Annotated in this window: 17 protein-coding genes and 2 tRNA genes; 4 read left to right on the top strand and 15 right to left on the bottom strand. The window is 65.4% G+C overall.

Annotation, left to right across the window (positions count from 1 at the left end; all coding sequences use genetic code 11):
• Positions 1-80 precede the first annotated feature (80 nt).
• Together RM531_RS03050 and RM531_RS03045 are read left to right on the top strand one after the other, a co-directional pair.
• On the top strand, positions 81-911 hold the full coding sequence (locus RM531_RS03050) for an SDR family oxidoreductase (protein WP_311657209.1): 831 nt from the start codon (positions 81-83) through the stop codon (positions 909-911).
• 66 nt (positions 912-977) lie between these two features.
• Positions 978-1,065, top strand: a tRNA-Leu gene (locus tag RM531_RS03045).
• A 411-nt stretch (positions 1,066-1,476) separates the two neighbouring features.
• On the opposite strand, the gene RM531_RS03040 is transcribed toward RM531_RS03045, so the two are convergent.
• The 15 genes from RM531_RS03040 to RM531_RS02970 all read right to left on the bottom strand — a co-directional run bounded on the left by RM531_RS03040 (position 1,477) and on the right by RM531_RS02970 (position 21,930).
• On the bottom strand, positions 1,477-2,859 hold the full coding sequence (locus RM531_RS03040; protein ID WP_311657208.1) for a DUF1329 domain-containing protein: 1,383 nt from the start codon (positions 2,857-2,859) through the stop codon (positions 1,477-1,479).
• Between the two features lie 223 nt (positions 2,860-3,082).
• Positions 3,083-4,618, bottom strand: a complete 1,536-nt coding sequence (locus tag RM531_RS03035) for a tryptophan halogenase family protein (RefSeq protein ID WP_311657206.1) — start codon at positions 4,616-4,618, stop codon at positions 3,083-3,085.
• Between the two features lie 19 nt (positions 4,619-4,637).
• Positions 4,638-5,567, bottom strand: coding sequence for a helix-turn-helix transcriptional regulator (locus tag RM531_RS03030; protein WP_311657203.1), 930 nt, complete (start codon positions 5,565-5,567; stop codon positions 4,638-4,640).
• A 49-nt stretch (positions 5,568-5,616) separates the two neighbouring features.
• Entirely contained in the window at positions 5,617-7,062 is a 1,446-nt protein-coding gene (boxB, locus tag RM531_RS03025; protein WP_311657202.1) for a benzoyl-CoA 2,3-epoxidase subunit BoxB, read from the bottom strand.
• Positions 7,063-7,074: 12 nt separating this feature from the next.
• Positions 7,075-8,778, bottom strand: coding sequence for a 2,3-epoxybenzoyl-CoA dihydrolase (gene boxC, locus RM531_RS03020; RefSeq protein ID WP_311657200.1), 1,704 nt, complete (start codon positions 8,776-8,778; stop codon positions 7,075-7,077).
• A 54-nt stretch (positions 8,779-8,832) separates the two neighbouring features.
• Positions 8,833-9,444: a hypothetical protein gene (locus RM531_RS03015; protein WP_311657199.1), complete on the bottom strand. Its 612-nt coding sequence runs from the start codon at positions 9,442-9,444 to the stop codon at positions 8,833-8,835.
• Entirely contained in the window at positions 9,441-10,271 is an 831-nt protein-coding gene (locus RM531_RS03010; protein ID WP_311657198.1) for an alpha/beta fold hydrolase, read from the bottom strand. Before RM531_RS03010 ends, RM531_RS03015 begins: the two co-directional genes overlap by 4 nt.
• 2 nt (positions 10,272-10,273) lie before the next feature.
• Positions 10,274-11,833, bottom strand: a complete 1,560-nt coding sequence (locus RM531_RS03005; RefSeq protein WP_311657197.1) for a benzoate-CoA ligase family protein — start codon at positions 11,831-11,833, stop codon at positions 10,274-10,276.
• A 49-nt stretch (positions 11,834-11,882) separates the two neighbouring features.
• On the bottom strand, positions 11,883-13,073 hold the full coding sequence (locus RM531_RS03000; RefSeq protein ID WP_311657196.1) for a thiolase family protein: 1,191 nt from the start codon (positions 13,071-13,073) through the stop codon (positions 11,883-11,885).
• A gap of 18 nt (positions 13,074-13,091) precedes the next feature.
• Positions 13,092-14,435 carry a phenylacetate--CoA ligase family protein gene (locus RM531_RS02995; RefSeq protein ID WP_311657195.1) on the bottom strand — a complete coding sequence of 448 codons (1,344 nt, stop codon included), beginning with the start codon at positions 14,433-14,435 and terminating at the stop codon, positions 13,092-13,094.
• Positions 14,432-15,331: a uroporphyrinogen decarboxylase/cobalamine-independent methonine synthase family protein gene (locus RM531_RS02990; protein WP_311657194.1), complete on the bottom strand. Its 900-nt coding sequence runs from the start codon at positions 15,329-15,331 to the stop codon at positions 14,432-14,434. The genes RM531_RS02995 and RM531_RS02990 overlap by 4 nt, the downstream gene beginning before the upstream one ends.
• Positions 15,331-17,391, bottom strand: coding sequence for a hydantoinase B/oxoprolinase family protein (locus tag RM531_RS02985; RefSeq protein WP_311657192.1), 2,061 nt, complete (start codon positions 17,389-17,391; stop codon positions 15,331-15,333). The genes RM531_RS02990 and RM531_RS02985 overlap by 1 nt, the downstream gene beginning before the upstream one ends.
• A 10-nt stretch (positions 17,392-17,401) precedes the next feature.
• Positions 17,402-19,552 carry a hydantoinase/oxoprolinase family protein gene (locus RM531_RS02980; protein ID WP_311657191.1) on the bottom strand — a complete coding sequence of 717 codons (2,151 nt, stop codon included), beginning with the start codon at positions 19,550-19,552 and terminating at the stop codon, positions 17,402-17,404.
• On the bottom strand, positions 19,553-19,948 hold the full coding sequence (locus tag RM531_RS02975) for an acetone carboxylase subunit gamma (RefSeq protein ID WP_311657189.1): 396 nt from the start codon (positions 19,946-19,948) through the stop codon (positions 19,553-19,555). It abuts the gene before it with no gap.
• Positions 19,945-21,930 (bottom strand): hydantoinase/oxoprolinase family protein, encoded by a 1,986-nt coding sequence (locus tag RM531_RS02970; protein ID WP_311657187.1) that lies wholly within the window; start codon positions 21,928-21,930, stop codon positions 19,945-19,947. Before RM531_RS02970 ends, RM531_RS02975 begins: the two co-directional genes overlap by 4 nt.
• A gap of 312 nt (positions 21,931-22,242) precedes the next feature.
• Here RM531_RS02970 and RM531_RS02965 point away from each other — a divergent pair.
• Positions 22,243-22,329, top strand: a tRNA-Leu gene (locus tag RM531_RS02965).
• 77 nt (positions 22,330-22,406) lie between these two features.
• Positions 22,407-23,771, top strand: a complete 1,365-nt coding sequence (locus RM531_RS02960; protein WP_311657186.1) for a succinylglutamate desuccinylase/aspartoacylase family protein — start codon at positions 22,407-22,409, stop codon at positions 23,769-23,771.
• Positions 23,772-23,776: the final 5 nt, after the last annotated feature.

Here is a 23,776-nt window from a genome sequence, read left to right as displayed (position 1 = left end):
CGCAAGCCAAAACCGGGGTCGTCGACGCCCGATATCGGCCCCGCAGCGCCCACCGGATTCTCAATAGGAGAAGAGTCATCTTGCATCTTGAGGACGTATTCGCCCCCACCCTGTTTGCCCGCCAAACCGTTTTCATTACCGGCGGCGGCAGCGGTATCAACCTCGGCGTGGCAGAGTGCTTCGCCCGCCTGGGCGCCAATATCGCCATCTGCGGCCGCACCCAGTCGAAACTGGATGACGCAGCAGGAGGGCTGCAAAAGTTGGGCGCGAACGTAGTCGCCCAGGCGGCCGACGTACGCGACATGGACGCGCTGGCCGACGCCATGGCCACCACGGAAAAACAGCTCGGGCCAATCAACGTGCTCGTGGCAGGGGCCGCCGGCAACTTCACCGCACCCACGGAAAAGCTCTCCAGCAACGGCTTCCGCACCGTGGTCGACATCGACCTGGTCGGGGCCTTCAACGCCGCGCGTGCCGCCTTCGAGCAACTCCGGCAAACCCGCGGCAGCCTGATCTTCATTTCCGCCGGTCAAGCCCAGGCACCGTTCGAATTCCAGGCACATGCCGGCGCGGCGAAGGCCGGCGTGGACAACCTGATGAAAACGCTGGCCCTGGAATGGGGGCCTTATGGCATTCGGGCGAATAGTGTGTTGCCCGGGTGGATCGCCGATACCGAAGGGCTCAAGCGGCTAGCGCCGCCCGGCAGTGAGCACCGGATTGCCGACGAGGTGCCGATGCGTCGCATGGGCGACACGGCGGACGTCGGCGCCCTGGCCTGCTTTCTCGCCAGCCCGCTGGCGAGCTACATCACCGGCAACGTGGTGGCGGCAGACGGCGGGATGATGCTGCGGGGGTCCGGCATCTGGACACAAGTGATCGGGGCGATGCTGGCGGAGACCGGCGCCAACTGAGGAGGCGGCTTTGCCATGCCCGGGGCTCCGCTTTCGGGAGCGCGTCTGCTACACTTGCGCGCGCTTGCGCCGGTGGCGGAACTGGTAGACGCGCTAGGTTGAGGGCCTAGTGGGCGAATAGCCCTTGGGAGTTCGAGTCTCCCCCGGCGCACCATCTCCTCGCGATGATCTCGGATTGGCCCCGACCTCCCGTCGGCCGCGCCCTGCCCCGAACGAATTCCTTACTGGCATTGCCCGGCGCGGGTGATCCGCAACTCCCGTGCGTCTGAGGCTGGTTGTTTCGCGCGCATACCCGGGCTAGCAGGTGGGCCGCTTTTTGGTCTTAGTGGTACTTACGTCCGCCGATTTACTGACAGTCGGAAGGCCGGCCAAAGCCGGCGCTACTCCGTTGCGGACTTTGTCGGACCGACTTCAATCCGCCACTTTGACCGGTGCGGGCCGGGCCGGTTCTGTTATCGATATCACAGCCAAAAAAAAGGCGGCCCCGAGGGACCGCCATTGAAACCGTGATGAGCCGACTGGCGGGGGGATCACGGTGTGATCCCCCGCAGTAGCTCGTGCCGGTTTACGCGCCCAGTCGACGCATCGCCTGGGTGGTCAGGTACTTGTCGTAAGCGTCATCACCATCGGTGTTCCACTCGGACTTGTACCCGCCTGTCACTTCATTGGCCTGGTAGAAGCGGCTCATGCGGCCCGACTGAATGTCGTGGCAATGCACCCAGCGCCAGCTCCAGGGCTCGTGGCCCTCACCGGTCTTCATGCCGGTGTACTTGGAGAAGCCAGCCTGCCAGCTCTTCCAAATGTTGCCCTTGCGGTCGTAGTCGACACTGCGGACGAACTCGCCATTACGCGCGTCCAGCCAGGTGCGGCGCTTGCCGACCGGGGTACGCGGGTACTTGGTGGGCTCGAGGTCGATCACGATGCACTCGGGGCAGAGTTCCTGGGTGGTGTTCCAGTAGGTCTGGCCCTTCGGACCACCGTGGACACCCATTCCCCAGTTCGGATCGTCCTTGTGACCTTCGTCCCAGCCACCATGGAAATCGCCGAGCATCGGCTGACGGCCGACAATCTTCATGTTGCCCCAGGTGGCCAGCGGATCGCCGGCGGCCCAGGCGTTGGACAGGAACACGGTAATGCCCGGCACCAGCGGCTCGAAGCGCTGGTTGGTCGGGTATTCACGTACGCGCTTGAACGCCGGCAGGTAGCCGACCAGGCCCGGGAACTGGCGCTGGTCGTAGGGCCAGGTGTTCAGGAACGAGGTACCGGACTGCTCGTTCGGCGCGGTGAAGAACACCGACTGATACCGCAGCATGTCCTTTTCGTTGTTCCACACCTTGCCGTCCGGACGCACGGTGACCTGCAGCTCGGACCAGACGAATTCGTACTGGTACTGCACGTCGCCATCCGGACCGATATCCCAGTCCTTGATCGCGTACTGCGAGTAGTTATGACGACCCCAGCCGTAGTTGATGTTGGCCTGGGCCTCGTAGGCATTCTTCGGTTCCGGGAACGGCAGACCACCCTTGGCCGGCACGCCCTTCTTCTCGAACCAGATGTTGCCGTCGTCATCGACCACGGTCTTGCCGCGGTTGGCGATGGTCTGCTCGAGGAACGGCTCCTCAAAGAGATCCAGCACGTCCGTGGTAGCTTCGCGGATACCGATCTGTCGACCGTCGTCACGTACTTCCTGAACCGTGATCGGATCAAGCAGATGTTCTACGTGCTCGAGGTTGTCGGCGGTAATAGTGTCACCGACGGAAATCTTGCCCTTGGTGTGCTCCTCGATGGAGATCTGCTCATCGGGATAAGCCATCTTGATGTCGGTCGACTGCCCCTTGGCCAGCATCGGCCAGACACTGCCGAGGACGCCGGCATAGCCGAGGCCCTTGGCGGTCTTCTCCATCATTTTTCGACGACCGTAGTCGAAGTCGTACTTGCGGATATGCATATCGCCTCCTCCAGACATCGCTTGCTGCGATGGTACTGATTCCCTGTACATGCGCGCGCAGGCACAGGTCCCTAAAAACGGTACGGGTGTATTCTGTATTTCCCGTCCGACGGTGACACGCCCCTGTGGACGTACACCGCGTGAATTATATTGCCTATACGCGGCGCCAACCCTTCGAGTTTCAATATTCGGGAAAAACTACCCGACAGGGTGGGCCGGCTCGTCAGGCCGCCTCGGTGAGCATGGCATCGATCACGGCCCGGTGATCCGGGAACAACGGGACCATCCCCTGGCAGGTGTTCGCCACCGCCCGGGCATCGCTGGCCTGGTGCTTGGGCCCCGCCTTGCGGGTGTTCCGGGGAAATCGTCCCATGCCCGCAAGAATGCATATCCACGAGGTATGCGAGTAGACGAGCTGTTCGCTGCGCTCGTTGAGCGCGCCGAGAATATCGCCGCTTCGATTATCCCAGGTCGACAGTAGCGCCTCGACCACATCCGAACAGGGACTGTTCTCGCGGTTGTCGATCCAGTACGGCGTGTCGGTGCGGGTATTGAGCTTGTAGTGCATGAACACGTAATCCCGCACGCCGTCGAAGGTCTGCCCGATGCGGCGATTGAATGCCGCCCTGGCCGCTTCGCCCTGCCCGTGCGCGGTGATGAACTGCTCCAGCGTTTCCTGCACCAGCATCAGGGCGGTGGCTTCCAGCGGCTCGATGAACCCCTGCGACAGGCCCACCGCCAGGCAATTGCCCGCCCAGCAGTCCTCGCGCCGGCCGATACGCATCTTCAGATGCCGAGCTTCCACCGCGGGATCATGCTGGCCGGTGTGTTCACGTAATTCGCGCTCGGCCTCTTCCGGCGAGCAGTAGTCCGACGAATACACATAACCGTTGCCGAACCGGTTGGTCAGCGGAATCTTCCAGGCCCAGCCGTGGCGCAGCGCCGTCGACAGCGTCTCCGAAGGCAGACCGACGTTCGGTTCCGTGGGCGTGGGCAGCGCCACAGCGCTGTCGTTGAACAGGTGATCCCGGTAGGAATGGAACGGCACCTCCAGCGTACGACCGATCAGCAATCCGGCGAAGCCGGTGCAGTCGACGAAGAGATCGGCCGCCATCCGGCCGTGCCGTTCGGTGTGGACCGCGGCGATGTCGCCGGTGCCGGTCGGCTCGACCTGGTTGACCGTGTCCTCGATGTGGCGAACCCCCATGGCCAGCGACTTGTTCTTGAGGAATTCACCGATCAGGCCTGCATCGAAGTGGTAGGCATAGTCGGTGCTGTAGCTGCCGCGTCCCGCCACCGGTGCCCGGCGGCCCTGGGCCAGGTGCTGGGATACGAAGAATGCATCGGGATGGGCATCCACGGCCACGCTCTTGCGGCGCCGCAGGTCGGCGTTATGGAAGAACGGCTGGATGAACGGATTGTCGTCGAGCGTGAAGAACGGGTGGTAATAGCTGCGATAGCCCGGGCGGGTCGACCAGTCGGGAAAGCGGATGCCGCACTTGTAGGTGGCGTTGCAGGCCGGCATCCACTCGCTTTCGGGAATGCCCAGGCGTTCGAAGAAGACCCGCATGCGAGGCGTGGAGCCCTCGCCAACGCCAATGGTGCCGATCGCCGCCGATTCCATCAGCGTGATCTCGGTACCGTGCTGTCGCCACGCATGGGCGAGCAGGATCGCCGCCATCCAGCCGGCGGTGCCGCCGCCGATGATAAGCACACTGCCGGGCGGATTCTGATGCGCGGTGTTCGCGGCTCCGGTCATGGTCGCTATTGCTCCTGGTTCAGGCGCCGATGGCGTCGTTGGTTGCCGGCAGCAAGCGCGCCACCGTCTGCTTCAACTCCGTCAGCGATTCATCCACGCGCCGGCCGCTGGTGTCCACCACCGCGTCGGCCCGCCGGTATTCGGCCTCGCGCTCCGCAAGAATGCGTTTGAGGTCCGCCATCGCCTCCTCGTTGCTCTCCTCCATCGGGCGCAGATCGCCCTGCGCCCGGACCCGATCCATGTGCTCCTCGGGACTGGCCCGCAGCCAGACGGTACGGAAACTGCCCTGCAGCAACTGATACGTGGCGGGCTCGGAAACCAGACTCCCGCCGACCTCGAGAATCGACTGGCGATGCCCGGCGACGAGATTCTCCAGCGCCTGGCGCTCCAGTCGCCGATAGCTCTTCTGGCCGCCCAGAGAAAACAGCTCCCCGAGCTGCATGCCACCCAGTTCCTCGATCAGTTCGCTCAACCGGAAGAACGGCATCCCGAGCGCGTCCGCCAGACCGCGGCCCAGGGTGGTCTTGCCCGCTCCGCGCAGGCCAATCAGGGCAATGCCACCGCGGCTGTCGCGGCGTTCGCCGAGATACTCCCGCAACAGATTTCGCGCCCCCGCCACGGCGTCCGGCGGAATCGCGGCCAGCAGGCGCCGCAGCTCCGGGTCCATGCCGCGGTCGCCAGCGTCGGTCGCCAGCACCAGATCGCCGAAATCCACGCCCAGGGCCGAGGCCAGCTGCCAGAGCACGGTTACCGAGGGATTGGCCTTGCCGCCTTCCAGTTGCGCCAGATAGCGCTCGGAAATGGATGAATGTCGTGACAGCAGACGTCTCGTCATGCCGCGGGCGGCGCGCAAACCACGTAACCGGTCGCTGAGCGCCAGCAGGTAGCTGTCAAGCTGTGGTTCGAGTTCGTCGGCCAAGACACGTACGGTTTCAGATATATAGTGCATACCGTACCGCATTCCGATGGCGCCCGGCATCGCCGCCCGGCGGGTCCGCTCAACCCTCGATACGCACGAATTCGAAGTCGCCGGGCTTCTTGTCCACGGGCACCCGGGCGGGGGAGATCCAGCCCGCGAACTTTCCGGGCTCGTAACAGGGCTTCATCAGCGATCGCACGTAGGCATAGTCGTCGTCGCAGGGCAGCCACTGGTCCGCCATCGACTGCCATTCGTCGGCGCCGACGATCTCTCCCGCCGGGGTGACATTCAGGTCCGCGAACTGCCCGACCTGGCGGCGGAAGGCCTGATGCGGCAGCACCAGCTCGAAATCGATGCCGGCCTTGGCGATCACCTTGTTCCAGCGTTTCACGCCCGAGGCGCATTCACGGATGTAGTCGTCGCGCAGCCGGGCATTGAGCGAGTGCAGCGCCGGGCGGTCGGCGTACGCGAATCCGCCGTCAACGGGCTCGAGCACGGGATAGGTGTCCTGGTGCAGCTGGTGATCGTCGTCGATGTCGGCTTCCTTGTAACGCCCCTTGATGCCGGCGGTGAAGGCGTTGGCGGCATTGGTCGAGGTTTCCGAGCCGAACAGGTCCTCGCTGACTGTGAAATGGAAGTTAAGATAGCGCTGCATCAGCGGCAGATCGATGACCCCAAGCTTGCGCACCGCCGCCGAGTCTTGGGGGTCCTCGATGCCCGCCTCATTCATCGCGTCCACCGTGCGCTGGATGGTGCGCTTGACGCCATCCTCGCCCACGAACATGTGGTGCGCTTCCTCGGTAAGCATGAATCGACAGGTGCGCGAGAGCGGATCGAAACCGCTCTGGGCCAGCGACTCCAGCTGGAACTTGCCGTCCCGGTCGGTGAAGAAGGTGAACATGAAGAAGGCCAGCCAGTCCGGCGTGGCCTCGTTGAAGGCCCCCAGGATGCGCGGTGTGTCCTCGTGACCGGAGCGACGCTGCAGCAGAGCTTCCGCCTCCTCGCGCCCGTCCCGGCCGAAATGCGCTTGCAGCAGATAGACCATGGCCCAGAGGTGGCGCCCCTCCTCCACGTTGACCTGGAACAGGTTGCGCATGTCATACAGCGAGGGCGCCGTCTGCCCCAGCAGTCGCTGCTGCTCCACGGACGCCGGCTCGGTGTCGCCCTGGATGGTAATCAGGCGCCGTAGCGTGGCCCGGTGCTCGCCCGGCACCTCCTGCCAGGCGGGCTTGCCCTTGTCGTCGCCGCAGGGAATGGTGCGGCCCTCCTCGGCCGGCGCCAGCAGAATGCCCCAGCGGTACTCCGGCATCTTGACGTAGCCGAACTGGGCCCAGCCCTTGGGGTCCACGCCCACCGCGGTGCGCAGGTAGACCTCGTTGTCCTGGAAGCCTTCCGGGCCCATGCCCAGCCACCAGTCGATGAATCCGGGGTGCCACTTTTCCAGGGCACGCTGGAGTTTCCGGTCACCGGCCAGATTGACGTTGTTCGGTATCTTTGTGTCGTAATCGACTGCTTCGTATGCCATTTCAGATATCTCCTAGACCCTCGTCCGGTCGTAATCCGCGCGACGCCCGCTGCCATAGAGTTTCAGGGCGCCCTGATCACCGGCGGCATTGGGCCGCTGGAAAATCCAGTTCTGCCAGGCGGTCAGGCGGCCGAAGATCCGGGTTTCCATGGTCTCGGGGCCGGCGAAGCGCAGATTGGCCTCCATGCCGACCAGCGCATCCGGCGAGAATGCCCGGCGCTCCTCGAGTGCCAGGCGCACTTCGTCATCCCAGTCGATGTCGTCCGGCGCGAAGGTCACCAGGCCGGCAGTCAGCGCGGCTTCGGCGTCAATATCCCGATCAATCAACCGCTCAGCGGCGACCACCCGATCATCGTGCCCGTAGAAGCGCGTCTGCAGGCGCGTCAGGCCGTTGCTCATCGCGTATGGCCCGAAGTTGGAGTCGGTCAAGCGGATGGTGGCCGGGGTCTGATCCGGTTCCTCGTCCTCGAAGATGCCATCGAGCATGTAGCTGCGGTCCACCGCGAACAGAATCTCCGCCAGAAAGCCGGTGAAGCAGCTACCCGGGGTGACCAGCGCGAACAGGCTGCGCGAGGTCAGGTCCAGGCGTTTCATAACCCGCCGCCAGTACAGGCGGATCTCGCGCATGAGCCAGTGGTCGCCATGCGCGCCGAGCAAGGCGTCATAGGCGGCTACCTGACCGGGATCGCCCTCGGTACGCAACAGCAACGAGCCGATTTCCAGCTCGTTGACCCGCAGGTGCAGCAGCAGATCATCCAGTTCGCGGGCGAGGGCCAGAACCCAGAAGCCGGCACCCTGCTTCAGGACCTCGTCCATCGTCGACGGGGCTTCCTGGGCCACCGCCTTGAGCGTGATATCCGCGGTGGCCGCGTCGCGATCAAGCCGGACCACGATGTGTTCGTACTCGATCACGTCACCGCTGAACCGGCGTTGCAGCGGCGTGAGTTCCACCCCCTGCGCCGAATCACCGGGCCGATCCGACTGGCCGGCCATGGCTTGGGCCTGCTCGCGCACGGCGTCGTCCATTCGCGAGGCCGGGACCACGGCGTCCACCAGCCCCCAGTCCACCGCACGCTGTCCCTTGACGCCTTCTTCGATGGTGCAGAACACGTCGGCGAGATCACGCCGGACCTTGCGCTTGTCCAGCACCCGGGTCAGCCCGCCCGTACCGGGCAGCACCGCCAGCAGCGGCACCTCGGGGAGCGCGACGGCCGCATTGCCGTCGTCGGCCATCATGATGTGATCGGTGGCCAGGGCCAGTTCATAACCGCCGCCGGCGGCCATGCCGTTGATCGCGCACAGATACGTCTGCCGGGAGTATTCGCTGGCATCCTCGATGCTGTTGCGGGTTTCATTGGTGAACTTGCAGAAATTCACCTTGAGCGCGTGGCTGGCGCTGCCCAGCATGCGAATGTTGGCACCGGCGCAGAACATGCGGTCCTTGCCCGAGGACAACACCACCGTCCTGACCTCGGGGTGTTCGAAACGCAACCGCTGGACTGCATCGTGCAGTTCGATATCAACGCCGAGATCATAGGAGTTCAGCTTCAGGTCATAGCCGGGAAACAGGCCGCCGTCCTCGCTGACATCCATGTCCAGCCGGGCAATCTCGCCGTCGAATGACAGCCGCCAGTGGCGGTACTGATCCGGGTGGGTCTGAAAATCCACCGGGTGATCTGCGGTATCCGTTGCGCCGGTCATTGCCGTTGCACTCATGTTTTCGCTCCTTGCCACCATCCGCAGCGTAGACTGGCAGCACTATATTGCACTCTACTTTCGACCGTCAATGCAGTATTGTGCATTTTCCTGCGATTCCGAACTGGGGCCGTCGAGTTCCAGCCGCGGGAAGTCCACGCCTCCCGGCCGCAGACAACGATCCAGCGATGGCCACCATGTCGCTGGTTGCAGGCCCGTGAGTGTTGCCTCGGGCACCCGCGCGAAGGCCCGCTCCGTTTCCAGGCGCAATCGCGCCACCGAGGAGCGCCACCCCATGCGCCGCCGCAACAAGGCCTCGGCCGCCCGGGTCAAGCCATTCAGGCAGTGATGATCGGCATCGTTCGGATCCGTACCAGCGGCCAGCCCCGCCCAGAGCGAGGCAGCCTCCCACCAGAAGCCGTGGTTGAAACAGTCCACGGCGTAGAGATAAGGCGCGCAGTACCGCCAGTCGGTGGGGTCGGCGCTGGGCAGATCGAACGCCGGCAGATGACTGCTTTCCGGCTGCGCATCGCGCCCCGGCAGGAAACGGAACGCCGGCAGCGGCAGGGTCGAATAGCGCGGCCCGGACCAATCCCCGAGGTCCGCATTCACCGGCGGGGTCGGCACGTGACGGTGTCCGCCATGATCGGAGTCGGCATCGTCGAACTGCCAGCGGTCGCGCGTCACCACAAGCCCCGTGCCGCTGCGCCCATGCTGGCGGAAGGTCGCGAACCCGCCGCGTCTTCGAGGAACTGTCGGGTGGCGTCAATAACCACCTGCGGCTGGTCAAGGTAGGCGGCATGGCCACAGGGCTCGGGCCAGAGCGTCTGCACCGGGCCGGACACCTGCCGTTCAATAGCCTCGATCTGGGCCGCCGTGCCGTACTGGTCCTGGACCCCCTGAATCAGCAACACCGGCACCTGCACCGCGGGCAGGAAGGATTCCAGATTCCATTCGAGGAAACCGGGATCCAGCCAGGCATCGTTCCAGCCACGGAAGGCCACATCGACATTGTCGCCGTGGTACTTCGCCAGTCCCGCGCGCAGCTCACCCTGCTTATAGGCCTCACGCGCCTGCTCGATCGCCGCTACGCAGACATCCTCGTTGAACACATGCGGGGCCATCAGCACCAGCGCGGCTACGCGCGGGTCGCCGACGCTGCCGGCGTGGACCAGGGCAATCGACCCGCCATCGCTGTGACCCACCATGATGGCCCGCCGGATGCCGGCGATATCGAGTACCTGCGGCAGAACCACCTGCGCCTCGTGATGCATGTAGGTCAGCGGCCGGGGCAGATCAACCGGCTCGGAGCCGCCGTAACCGGCGCGGCTGTAGATCAGGGCACCGCAGCCGGTGGCCGCCGCGAGGCGTTCGGGAAAATCCTTCCACAACCCCACGCAGCCCAGCCCCTCGTGCAGGAACACCAGGGTCGGCGCCTCGTCCGGGCCCGGGCCCACCCAGCAGGCCTCGAGGCGCTTGCCGTCGGCAACAATATCGACCCCGCGGCGTTTCAAGGTCAGGCCCGCAGCTTGAAGCGCTGGATCTTGCCGGTGGCGGTCTTGGGCAGTTCGTCGATGAACTCGATCCAGCGCGGGTACTTCACCGTGGCAATGCGCGCCTTGACGAAGCCCTGCAACTCGGCCGCCAGGTCGTCGCTGGCGGCCACGCCGTTCTTGAGCACCACGAAGGCCCGCGGCTTTAGCAGGTTATCGCCCTCATCGTGCGGCACCACCGCCGCTTCCAGCACCTGATCGTGGGCAATCAGGGCCGATTCCACCTCGAAGGGCGACACCCACTGGCCGCTGACCTTGAACATGTCGTCGGTGCGGCCGCAGTAGTGATAGCAGCCTTCGGCGTCGCGGTAATACTTGTCGCCGGTACGGGTCCAGTGACCCTGGAACGTCTCCAGGCTCTTGTCGCGACGATTCCAGTAGGCCACGGCGGCCGAGGGGCCGTCGACCAGCAGTTCGCCGATCTCGTTCTCGCCTACCTCGTGATCGCTTTCGTCCACCAGCCGCACCGAGTAGCCGGGCACCGGTTCGCCGGACGTGCCGTAGCGCACCCGGCCGGGGCGGTTGCTCAGGAAGATGTGCAGCATTTCGGTGGAGCCAACGCCGTCGAGCACCTCGGCGCCGAAACGTGCCTGCCAGCGTTCGCCGACCTCCGCCGGCAGGGCCTCGCCGGCCGAAATACAGCGGCGTAGGGCCTGTGAGGCACGGTCGCGGTTGTTCGCGTCGTCGGCGAGAATCGCCGCGTAAAGCGTTGGTACGCCACCGAAAATGGTTGGCTGCTGTTCTCGCATGATCGCCATTACGGCGTCGGGGGTCGGGCGTCCGGGCAGATAGACGGCGCAGGCGCCGACTGCGAATGGAAAGGTCATGCCGTTACCCAGGCCGTAGGCGAAGAACAGCTTGGCGGCGGAAAAGATCACGTCGTCCGGCTCGATGCCGAGCACGCCACGGCCATAGCATTCGGCGGTGGCCGGCAGATGTCGGTGCAGATGCAGCACGCCCTTGGGGGTGCCGGTAGAGCCGGAGGAATACAGCCAGAAGGCCACGTCGTCGGCGGTGGTCGGGGCGGCGTCCAGATCCGGGTTTGCCGCAGCCAGCAGGTCGGTCAGGGACTGCTCGCCAGGGCCGGGCCGGCCGTCCACGATCACGGTATCCAGAAAGGGTTGGTCGGCCAGGGCCGGACGCACCTCGTCGAGCAGCGGTTCGCTGACCAGCAGTGCCTTAGCCCGGCAATCGGTCAGGATCTGGCGGTAATCCCCGGTCCGCAGCATCGTATTGACCGGAACCGGGATGATGCCGGCCCTGATCGCGCCCCAGAACACGGCCGGAAAACGCCGACTATCGTGCATGATCATCGCCACGCGGGATTCCTGGCGCAGGCCCAGCCCGAGCAGCGCATTGCCCGCCCGGTTCCCCAGTTCGGCCAGGTCGTCGTAGCTGACCCGACCGTCGGCATCGATGACGGCGGTGCGCCCGCCGCGACCTTCCCGGCCATGACGGTCGATGAAGTCTGTCGCGGCGTTGTACTCCCGCGGTGGATGCACTCCGGCGAACCCCTGCGTCATCCCCGTCTCCTCCGCATTACTAGCCCTACTGGGGCCTGTTCTGCCGATGCTAGTCGCGCACCTCGATGACCAACGCTGCCGCGGTATCCCCCGCCGCACAACCCGTAAACAGCCCCAGGCCGCCGCCTTCCAGGCGCAGCGCCTCGATCAGCTCGGCAATCGAGCGCAGACCGGTGGGTCCCTGCGGATGACCGTAGATCAGGCTGCTGCCGTAGATGTTGGTGCGATCCAGCGGGAAACCGGTCTGCTTTTCCAGCCACAGATCGTTGACCGCGAACGGATTGTGCGTGTTGACCAGCTTGATGTCGTGATAGCTCAGGCCGGCACTGGCCAGGGCCCGTTCGGCCGCCAGCACCGGCGCCTTGGGCATGTGGGCGGCCGCCGCCCGGCCGAACCCCGTCGCGATCAGACGCACAATGCCGTTGCCGTTCGACAGCTCGCGGGCCGTGGCCTGGCCGCAGATCAGCGTCCCCGCCGTGCCGTCGGCGGGATGGGTCTGCATGCCCAGCGTGATCACCCCGCCGGCCATCGGCTTGAGTTCCGCCAGGCCCTCCGCGGTGGTCGGCGAGATGCCCTCGTCGGCGCTGATTTCCGTGACCCGGCCCTTGCGGTCGGTCAACCGCACCGGCTGCATGTAGCGCCGCTGAAACGCCCGATCACCGGCCAGGGATTGCTCGTACTGCCGGTATCTCAGAAGCGAAACGTCATCCAGCGCCTCGCGGGTGAAACCCGCTTCCGCGGCCACGTTTTCGGCCGTGGCCACCATCGCCTTGCCGGTGGCCGGATCAGCGGCGAAATTGTCCAGCACCCAGTGCTCGGTGTCCGGGCTGCCGCCCATGCTCCGGCTCTTCGGGTAGATCATGAGCGGCCCGTTGCTGGTGCGGTCGGTGGTCAGCGCCAGCACGGTTTCGTCGGGATCGTTGTCCACGGTGGCCGCGGCGCTGGCCACGCAGGCGACCGCGGTGGCGCAGGCCTGCGAGATGTCCGGGCCGGTAATCCCCGGCGCACCGATGCGGGCCGCGGTCCAGGGCACGGCGTAGAAGGAATCCGCCTGCGGCACCGTCGTGCCCATCACCAGCTGCGTCAGCCGTTGCGGATCGAAGTCCCGCTGCGCCAGCGCATCGTTGGTCACGGTCACGCCCAGATCCATGCTGGAGACATCGGCCAGCGTCCCCTGCCAGCGTACGAACGGCGAGGACCAGGCGAAGCCGCAAGGGATGAATGCGTTATCGAATTTCATGTTGTAACCGATTGACGTTCATGTGCTTTCTCGTACCGCCACCAGCGCGTTCTTGTAGGCGCCGCGTGGCAGGCCGCTGGGTTCGAGGACCGTGACCCGAATGCGAACCTGCATCTGCGAGCGCACCGCGTTTTCCAGCGCCTCGGCAATCGCGGGGTACTCGGCGGCCGGAAGGCCCTCGCAGGCCTCGACATCCACCGGAATGGCCTCGTCGAAGCGAACCAGGTCCTTGTGCGCCTTCCATATGCGCAGGGTCGGTTCCAGCCGACCGGGGAAGACTTCCGCCACCACGTCGCGGATGGCAGTGGGAAAGACATTCATGCCCTTGTAGATGAGCATGTCATCCGTGCGCCCGATGCAGCGCATGCGCGGCGAGGTTCGGCCGCAGGCGCAGGTCACGTCCACCACCTGGGCATGATCCCGCGATCGATAGCGGATCAACGGCGCGGCGTCCCGCTGGAAGGTCGTATAGACCAGCTCCCCGGTGGCGCCGGCCGACCAGGGGACGGTCTCGCCGCTGTCCGGGTCGATCAGTTCCACCGCCACGTAGCGCTGGGCGTTGAAGTGCATGCCATCGGCGACGTCGCATTCCCCCCACATGCCCGGAATCACGTCGCCCATGCCCATGACCTCGCGCAGGCCGTCGATGCCCAGGCCGGTTTCGATCTTGTGCCGGATGGCCGGCTGGTCCAGACCCGGCTCCCCGCCACAGAGCACCTTGCGCAGGGACGACTCGATGCCGGTGGTCTCACCCGCCTGATCCCAGGTCTCGCTCAGGTAGGTACCGAACGAGGTGGTGGCCAGCAACGCCGTGGTGTGCAGCCGGCGCATTTCCCGCAGGATGCGCTCGGTGGGGAAACCACCCAGCCAGCACAGGGTCGCGCCGATCTCGCGGAATGCCTCGGCATAGGGCAGCCCGCCGGCCACCCCCGGCAGACCGACCAGGTGGGCGATCATGTCCTCGCGCCGGATACCCGACGTGAAAAAGTTCTGCGCGATGGCATCGGTCCACATCGCCACGTCCGCCCGCGTCACCGGGTAGTACAGCGGCATCCCCGAGGTGCCGGAGGAGGACACCGTCTGCACGATATCCACCAGGGGCGCCGCCTGATTCGCGCCGAAGGGTTCGGCCTTCGAGGCATCGGCCTGTGCGTCCTTGAGATGCGCCTTCTCGGTGAACGGCAGTCGCTGAATATCTTCGAACGCATTGATCGTGACATCGCCGGTCTCGGCCAGCAGTCCGGCGTAAAGGCGCGACCTCGCCCGTATCCGCGGGACTGCCTCCGCGACACACTGCGCCTGCCAGGCCTGGACGTCGGACCAGGGCTTGGTCTCCAGTTCCGGGCACCAGTAGTCTGTCATGCAAGCGCCTTGATGACGGTCTTGAGGTCCGCAATTCGCGTGTCGACCGCCACTTCGCCAGCAGTGAGGATCATTGCCGTGCCGTCGGCCGACCCGCGCCAGGTTGCCGGGTCAGCCGGCAGCATGAGTACGTGATCGTCGCCCGCCTGCGCCGCGGTCTCCCCCGGGGCCAGACAGGGCACGATCTGATCCGGCCAGTCGCCAGGCCCGGGCCCGGCCGCACCGACGAAACCCAGCAGCACCGGCATCTTGTGAAATCGGGCCACATTGGCCACCGGCGTGAGCGCGTCCTCCCACAATTCGCGACCATCTTCATCGTCCGGTGCCGCCACCGTTTCCTGCAGCACCACCGCATGCGCGCCAGCTTCACCGAAGGCCCGTACCAGGGCAGTGAGAAATCCGCCGGCATAGTCGAATGCGTCCTCGCGTTCCTCCCCCGTTGACCCCGGCACCAGCTGCTCGACCAGGGTGGCCGGTCCCGTGAGTCCCACCAGCAGGGCCGCATCGTCGCCAGTGGCCGACAGGCGTCGGGTCAGCTCCAGCGATGCCTGTAGCCGCGGACTGTCGGCGATCGCATCGGCCTCATCGGCTTCCAGCGCCGCCGCGCCCGCCGGCGCGGTCAGACGCGGCGGCCAGACGGACAGATCCACACCCGCGCCCAGCGCTTCGGCCTCCGCCAGGGACGGCACCGTGACGTACAGCGACGACAATCCCAGAACGCGCCGGGTCTCGCCAAGCCCCTTGCCCAGGCGCGTGGCATCCACCACCATTTCCGTCGGCGACAGGGCCTCGATCTGGGCGCCGAGGCCGTGGATCATCGGCGCGAACAGGGGGTCGTCTGCCCCGACCTCGCCGCGGGCCAGATCGGCCAGACACTTGCGAGCGTCGACCCCCATCAGGCACGCACCAGCGGACCGCGGGACTCGGCGTCCGGCCACGTGCCGTAGTGAACCAGGATCTCCTCCGGCGGCTTCTTCTGCGACCAGGACGCCATGAATTCGTCCCAGGGCACGCCGCGCCGGGCGCGAGCCGCCAGTTCCGCCTGCCGTGCCTGCTCGCTGGCCGCCTCGTCCACTGCCTGGCGTTCCTCGTCCCAGACGACCTTGTAGACGAACTCCGCCGCCTCCCGGGAAACCACGCCCTTCTGGATATCGGCCTCGAGCGCCAATGGATCCCTGTCCAGCGGGTCGCCATAGCCGCAGCCACCGGTGGAGAAGGCGAAGGTGACGATGTCGCCCTCGTTGTAGGCGCGCACCGAGCGGCCCATGAACTCGACCTCGTAGTCCCCGCCGATGGTGCGGTTGGACAGGATGTCGTAGGCGTCCATGTTCAGGGCCTCGCTAGCTTCGGCCATCATCTCGGTGATATTGGCCTGGCGGATGCCGATGCCCGGCAGTGTGCACGGCGCATACCCGCCAAACAGGCCCTGTGGCGTCTGCAGGCGGGTGTTGTCGGCGATGGCCATCAGGGCCACTTGCGGCTTGTGGTGGGCCACCCAGACCTGGACGGTGCCCACGCCACCACGGTACTTGCCGTGACCGCAGGAATCGCGCAGATGGTTGGATACCGGGATCAGCAGCGGGAACTCGTTTTCCACGAATTCGCTGTTGGGTGCCCGGCCGAACGGCGCCCAGGGGAAGCCGAAGGAGTCCATGCCGTCCATGTCCGGCAGCGCCCCCTGCCCTTCGCTGTTGATGGAGTAGGCCATCATGTCAGCGAAGTCGGTTTCCCACTGATTCTGCCCGGCCAGCACCAGGGCGTTACCACCGTTACCCAGCGAGGCCCCGGCCTGGCGCCAGTCCGAGGTGGAGAACAACGCCTTGGCGAAGCAGTTGTGGTTGGCGCTCATCACGCCGGCCGAGATCATCACCGAGTTCGAGGTCGCCGCCCGCGGGTCGGGACTCAGGCAGGTGTTCTGGCCGAACTTGAAGTCGATTGACGCAAAGGTGCCGTTGTTGATCGGCAACGCATGGAACAGATATTCGTAGATATAGTTGGAAAAGTGGGCGATGGCCGCCTGCGGATGGGCGTTGTAAGAGCTGGCGGTTTCCGGGCCGGTCTTGGAGAAGTCGACGATCAATTTGTCGCCGCGCTTCTGCATGTCCATGTAGCAGTTGCGCACAATGCCCTGCTGCAGACCCACGGCATCGGCGAAGGTCACGCAGCGGTAGTGGCCGTCCGGCCACAGGCTGATCAGATCCGCCGCCCCGGCTTCAGCCTGCTGCAGCATGCGCCGGAACAGGCCGCGCAGATAATCGGCCCCCTCGCGTTCGCAGACTTCCAGAATCCGGCGGCGCACCCGGTCGGCCGTTGTGCAGCGCGCCTTGAGGTCGACGTTGATCATCGACTGGGCGCGCAGGCCGAAGGCCTCGAACATGGTGACAATGTCGTCCCGGAGCCTGAAGTTCTCGCCGATCTTCATTGGCGGCAGATTCATGCCCTCCTCGAAGCGGGAGGTAGCCGATACCGGCATGCCGCCCGGTTCGATCGCCCCGGTTTCGGTGGTGTGCACCAGCGCGGCGGTCCAGGCGACCAGTTCGCCCTCAAAGAACACCGGCATCATCACCATCTGGTCCGGATTGTGAACGCCGCCATACACCGCGTCGTTGGCGAACCATAGGTCGCCGTCACGGATACCGGGGTTGTCGCCATAGGTTTCCATGACGAACTTGCTGATCAGCGGCGGAATCACGGAGTGCAGGTAGGTGCCGCAGGAGGCATTCACCATGTCGCCTTCCGCGGTCATGATGCCCACCAGCGAATCGCCAGCTACGCCCATGGCGCAGCGACAGGTGCGCTGAAAGACCTCCATGGCCTCGGAGAGGATGTCGTTGGTGCGCTGGAAGCCGATTTCCACCTGGGCCGCGTCCAGCTTCGCCGCCAGCGCCAGTTCCTCGTCGCTGGCCGGACTGGGCTTGAGCCACTTGAGCTTCTGTTCGAGTGTCGGGATTGCCATTTTTTCTCTCCTACGCCCTGGCTTCCATCACGCCCAGGCCGTGCTTGTCGATGGAGAACCGCTGCCCGGGCGGCACCACGATGGTGGTGAACTCGGCCTCGATGATGACCGGCCCGTCGATCACGTTGCCGGGCTGCAGTTTCTCGAAGGTGTAGACGGGGGTGTCCACGCTTTCACCGGTTTCCGGCCAGAACGCCTCGCGCGAACCGCTGGCGGCGGCGGACGGATCGGCGCCGCCCATCTCGCGTTCGACCAGCGACGGCTTGTGCGTCGGCACCGTGACCCGCAGCACGAAATTGTCGAGAAACGCCCCGCCCGGCCGGTTGACCACCAGCGGGCTGTAGGCGTCGGAGATCTCGGCTTCGAAGGCCTCGTAGACGGCCCTTGCGTCGTCCTCCGAATCCAGCCGTACCTTGGGCGAGGAAAACCGCTTCACCTGCACCTGGCCGCCATAGAGCATGTCCAGCTCCAGCGAGAAGATCGCCTCGGAGACGGGTAACCCCTCGGCCATCAGCTCGCCACGGGCCTTTTCCATCAATGCCTCGACCGTCCGGTTGAACTGTTCCCGGTCGGCGACGAATGCTTCTGTCTTCGGCTCCATGAACACCATGCGGCGGGACTGCTCGTACATGTGCACGAAGTCCATGATCGATGAACCCACGGCGCAGAACACGGGGGCCGAGGGGAATACCACCGCCCGGGGCACGTCGGCCTTGAACCCGGAGACGTGCGTCGGCCCGGCCCCGCCGAAGGCGAACAGCACGAAATCATCGGGCCGGAAACCGCGCATGTGGACTTCCCGCTTGATCGCGGAGGCCATCGATTCGTCGATGATGCGCCGGATCTGGGCAGCCGCTTCCAGAACGCTGATGCCGAGCGGCTCGGCGATGCGGTCGCGGATGGCGCGTTCGGCCTTGCGCACGCTCAGCTTCATCTTGCCGCCGAAGTAGTTACCCGGATTCATGTAACCCAGCACCACGTCGGCGTCGGTCACCGTGGGTTCGGTGCCGCCCTGGTTGTAGCAGACGGGTCCGGGCATGGAGCCGGCGCTGCGGGGCCCGACGGTCAGACGCTTGGTGACCGGGTCCACCGCCGCGATGGAACCGCCGCCGGCGCCGATCGACAGCGTCTGCATCATGGTCATGTTGACCATCCAGGTGTCGATCACGGGCTTGAAGTCGTAGTTGCGCACCCCGGACTCCACCACCAGCGCGACGTCGAACGACGTGCCGCCGACATCCCCGGCAATCACGTTCTTGTAGCCGAGCTGCCTGGCGAAGTGAGCCGAGCCGATCAGGCCCGCAACCGGCCCGCCATTGAAGGTGCGGGACGCACTGGTCTTGAAGATTTCGCCGCAGCCGCCGGAGTTGTGGATCATCAGGAAGGAACCGCGATACCCCTGGTCGCGGATCTTGTCCCAGGTGGCGCTGATCTCGGCCTGCATGTCGCGCTGCAGGTAGGCATCCAGCACGCTGGTCATGGTGCGTTCGTATTCGCCGATCTTGGGCACCACCGCCGAGGACAGCACCACCGGCACGAAGCCCAGCTGATACTCCTTGTATTCCTCGCGGATGATCTCGCGCACGCGCCGCTCGTGGTCCGGGTTGACGAACGACCACATCAGGGAAATGACGATCGCCCGTGCGCCCCGGTCCATCAGGGTGCGGAGCTTGCGGCGAACGTCCTCCTCGTCGAGCGGCCGCACGATGCGCCCGGTGGAATCGACCCGCTCGCGCACCCCCACGGTCATGTCGCGGGTAATCAATGGCATCGGCTTTCGCTGGGCCGGGATGTTGCGGATTTCCGACACCCGGCGCCCGTCCAGCCACTGGGCCCCGCGGCCGATCAGGATGGTGTCCTCGAAGCCTTCCGTGGTGACCAGGCCGACGCGGGGGCCCTTGCGTTCGATCAACCGGTTCAGGGCAACCGTGGTGGAGTAACGCACGACGTCGATGCGCGGGAGCAACTCCGGCATGGTCGTGCCGGTCTTTTCCGCCACCGCCTCGATGGCATCCTGGAACCCGACGGAAAGGTCGTGCGGCGTAGTCGGACATTTCGCGATGGTGGTCTCGCCGTCCAGGTTCAGCACCAGATCGGTGAAGGTGCCGCCGACATCGATATCGATCGACTGCATCGGCCGGGCCGTGGTTCGGTCACTCATTTACGCGTCCTCCCCGTCGCCGCCCGGTCGGCAGATTTTGCCGTCGCGGATTTCTATTTCCTTGTTGTCCAGACGCGCTTTCAGCGCATCCAGGTCGACTTCGATGTCGTGGGTGACCGGATGCCCCGGCGGCAGATACTCGACCTCGATCTGACGCGAGCAGCCGGGACAGTAGAACTCCAGCACATGCACCCAGTCGGCGTCGGGCACGAAGCCGTAGTCCCCGGCCATTACCGGGGGATGGACCTCGGCCGGCTCGCGGTCGGCGACCAGACAGCCTTTCTTGTAGTTCTCCCTCGCCGAGATCAACTCGTGCCCACAGTCGTGGCAGATCCAGGTCTCGCTGTTGAGATCCAGATCCAGGTATTCCGTGAAGCGCAGCCGGTCGTAGCTCATGATTGCCTGTTCTCCATCGCGGCGTTGCCGTATTCGTCAACACGCAGCGCCCAGCCCGGCGGCACCGGACAGGTCAGGGTGGCGCCATTGATGATCGCGGGGCCGACCACCTCGCTGCCCGGCCCCAGGTCTTCCCAGCGGTGGACCGGCTGCGGTTGACTCTGATCCTCGCGGAATACCAGGCCACGGGTTTCCCCGGCGCCCGCGCTAGCCTGCCGATCGCTTGGCTGCAGACGGTGGGTGCCGATGGCATGCCGCGCCGACAGTCGGATAAGTAGCAACGGCCAGCGGGTGATATCGATATCGCTGGCGGCGACGGCTTTTTTCGCAGCCTCGGACCAGGCGTCATCGGCATCCGGCCCGGTCTCGATGCGGACCACCCCGGCCACCGTCTCGTGCTCGCCGAATTCGAGTTCCGCGGTGAAGGTCGCGTCGGCGGGATCGAAACCTTCCCCGCGCAGGTCGCGGCCCGCCTGCAGATAGAGATCGGCCGCCACCGCCCGGATGCGAGTCTCCGCCTCGGGGCCGAAGGTCGTCCCCACTCCACGTTCGTAAACGTGGACGACATCCGAAATCGCTGAGCCGAAGGCGCTGAACACCGGCCCCAGATCGAATGCGTAGGCCCGCTCGATGCCCACGGCCTCCGCAACGAACGCCCCCAGCGTGGGCCCGTTGCCGCCGAACAGGAACAGCGCCGTTTCCGCAGCAGACAGGCCGGCTTCGGCCAGCGTGTTTCGGACCAGGGTAGCGAGTTCGCTGGCCGCCTGGTCACGCACCGCACGGGCTGCGGCTTCCACCGACAGGCCCAGCGGATCGCCGACATGTTCGGCCAGCGCCGCGCGGGCCCGGTCGATCGAGAGTTCCCGGCGCCCGCCGAGAAAGCCCGCGGGATCGAGATAGCCAAGCACCAGGATCGCGTCGGTCAGGGTGGCGCGATCGCCGCCCAGGTCATAACAGGCCGGCCCGGGTGCGGCGCCCATGCTTTCCGGCCCCAGTCGAACGGCACCGTCGGTCACGCGGGCAATCGAGCCGCCGCCGATCGCCAGCGACCGCAGCATGGCGAACGAGGTCTGCACCGGAATGCCCATGAGCTGGCCGCCGCGCTGGAACACCGGTTCGCCGTTGCGGATGATCGAGACCTTGGAGGTGGTGCCGCCGACGTCGAAACAGACCGCGTTGTCGATGCCGTACTCGCGCGCAATGTAGGCCCCGCCGAAGGTGCCGAACACCGGCCCGGACTCTATCGTGTCCACCGACTTGGTCTTGCCCACCTTGGCCACCCCGCCGCTGGTGTGGCCGATGAACAGCGGGCGCTCCCAGTTGTAGTCGTCGCGCAGGATGTCTTCGGCCTTGAACAACGCCTGGGCCAGTTGGGAGTGGGTATAGGCATTCATCAGCGAGTAATGGGCCCGGGTCTGGTCGTGGCCGATCTGGGCCATCTCGCTGCCCAGCAGCACCGGCACCGATCCCAGAAAATGATCGGGGTACTGTTCCTCGATCACCGCCTTGATGTGTTTCTCCACGGTGTTGTCCGGGAACGAGCCGGCCCGGGACACGCATACGCGGCGAACGCTGCTTTCCAGCAGTTTCTTGACGCTATCCAGGATTTCCTGGCGATCCGGGTCGGCGGACATGCCGATGATGTGATTGGCGGCAATCAGGTCATCGACCACCGAGGAATCGCCGTCACCGTAAAGATCGGTCTCGTGCCCGGCTGATACCAGGATGCCCACGCGTGCGCCACGGCGCTCACCCAGGACATTGGTGGTAATGGTGGAAGACCAGCGGATGATCGAGACCTCACGCAGGAATGCCGAGGTCGAATCGAACCCGAGCGCCTGGCTCGCCGCTTCCAGGCAGTGACGGAACGAGACCGTGAAATCGTGGGGCGTGGTATCGGTCTTGAACGAGTGACGGCGATCACCGTCGCTGACCAGTGCATCGGTCATCGTTCCGCCGGTATCGATATCGACGGTATACATGCTGTGCTCCTCTCGCCCGGCGCGCACCGCGCCGCATCTGCCCGTGGGGTCTACTGCCCCGTGTCCTGCTGTTCGCCTACGATCCTGACCAGGGTCCGCGGATCCCGAACATGCATTATATTGCTGTTTTGATCTGCTATTTTGTGCGCTAAGCGTTATGCTGCCGCTTGGCACATTTGTACAGTGCACTATGGTGCATTTCCGACATTACGCAAACGCCAGAGTCGATGCAACTCGAGACGCGTTCATGCGGGGGCCGCCACGGCAACCCGCTCGAATGCGCGGCAGACAAAGCGGTAAACTAGGCGCCAAGCCGCCGTGGTGGAATTGGTAGACACGCCAGGTTTAGGTCCTGGTGGCCGTTAGGCTGTGGGGGTTCAAGTCCCTCCGGCGGCACCACCCAAGATGGAGATCCGGTGAACTCAGGTGCCTGCTGTGGGGGTTACTCGCCCCGTCCCCGGCCCTCGGATCGGGTCATGAAGGCTCGACCATGGTTGCGTGGCCTAGCTTGCTCTCTGATCATGCTGACCGTGCCGGGCTGGGCCAATGAGATCGAGGATGATCTGATCATCACCCCGCCTCCCGCCGCCGCACCAGCGGCGGACGAGACCAGTGATAGTGCGGCCCCGCCGGAAACAGCCGACCCGGCGGCGCCGCCGGTCGCCGCCGAGGCCGATGCCGAGGCCGGCCCCGCCGCGTCTCCTCCGGTCGAGCAGGAAACCGCTTCGGTTAACGAGATGGGTCCGTTCCGTTTTCTGGATACGGACGTGATGCCGGGTACGACGCGTCGCCTGTCCTGGGTGGCCAGCGAATCATTCCTGGGAATCTCGGTACCCACGCCGGTACTTGTGGCCCATGGCACGCGCCCCGGCCCGGTCCTTTGCCTGACCGCGGCAGTCCATGGCGACGAGCTCAACGGTATCGAGATGGTCCGCCGGGTTCTCTACGGGCTGGAGGCCGACGAGCTGGCTGGCACCGTGGTCGGCGTCCCCATCGTCAACCTGTTCGGCTTTCGCCGTAGTTCTCGCTACCTGCCGGACCGACGAGACCTGAACCGCTATTTTCCCGGCAATGCCCACGGCAGCTCGGCGTCGCGCATCGCCCATGCGTTCTTCGAAGGCATCATCCGCCATTGCGACGCACTGGTGGATGTCCACACGGGCTCTTTCCACCGCACGAACCTGCCGCAGCTGCGAGCTGATCTCGACCATCCGGCCGTGCTTGATCTCACCCAGGGATTCGGTGCGATCGCCGTGCTGCAAAGCGAGGGCCCGCCCGGCACGCTACGCGGCGCGGCCACGCAGGCGGGAATTCCGGCCGTCACGCTGGAGGCCGGTGAACCGATGCGCTTCCAGCCCGAGGAAGTGGCCCAGGGGGTCAAGGGCATCCGGTCGTTGCTTAATCACATGAAGATGCTCAGCCGCATCAGCCTGTGGGGGGAACCACAGCCGGTGTACTACGAGTCCGACTGGGTCCGGGCCGACTCCGGCGGGATTCTGTTCAGCCGCGTGGGCCTCGGCGATCGGGTCAAGAAGGGGGATGTCCTCGGCACCGTCACCGACCCGATCACGAATACCCGCATCGAGGTCATTTCCACCGTCCGCGGCCAGGTACTAGGCATGGCACTCAATCAGGTGGTCATTCCGGGCTTTGCCGCGTATCACATCGGCATCGAAAAGAGCCGAGATGAGGTGGCCGAGGAAGCCGCGACCGCCGACGAACTGACACCCGAGAACGAGGCGCCGGACGCGGATGTCGAGGAAGCCCCCTCGCCGCCGCCCGTGGAAGCCCCGGAACCACCGCCCGAACCGCTGCCGGAAACCGATGAACGGCCCGACTGAAGTCT

This window comes from Spectribacter acetivorans (assembly GCF_031846305.1).
Lineage (GTDB): Bacteria > Pseudomonadota > Gammaproteobacteria > Nevskiales > Salinisphaeraceae > Spectribacter > Spectribacter acetivorans.
Note: the sequence above shows the minus strand (reverse complement) of the source record. Positions and strands in the feature narration are given on the sequence as shown.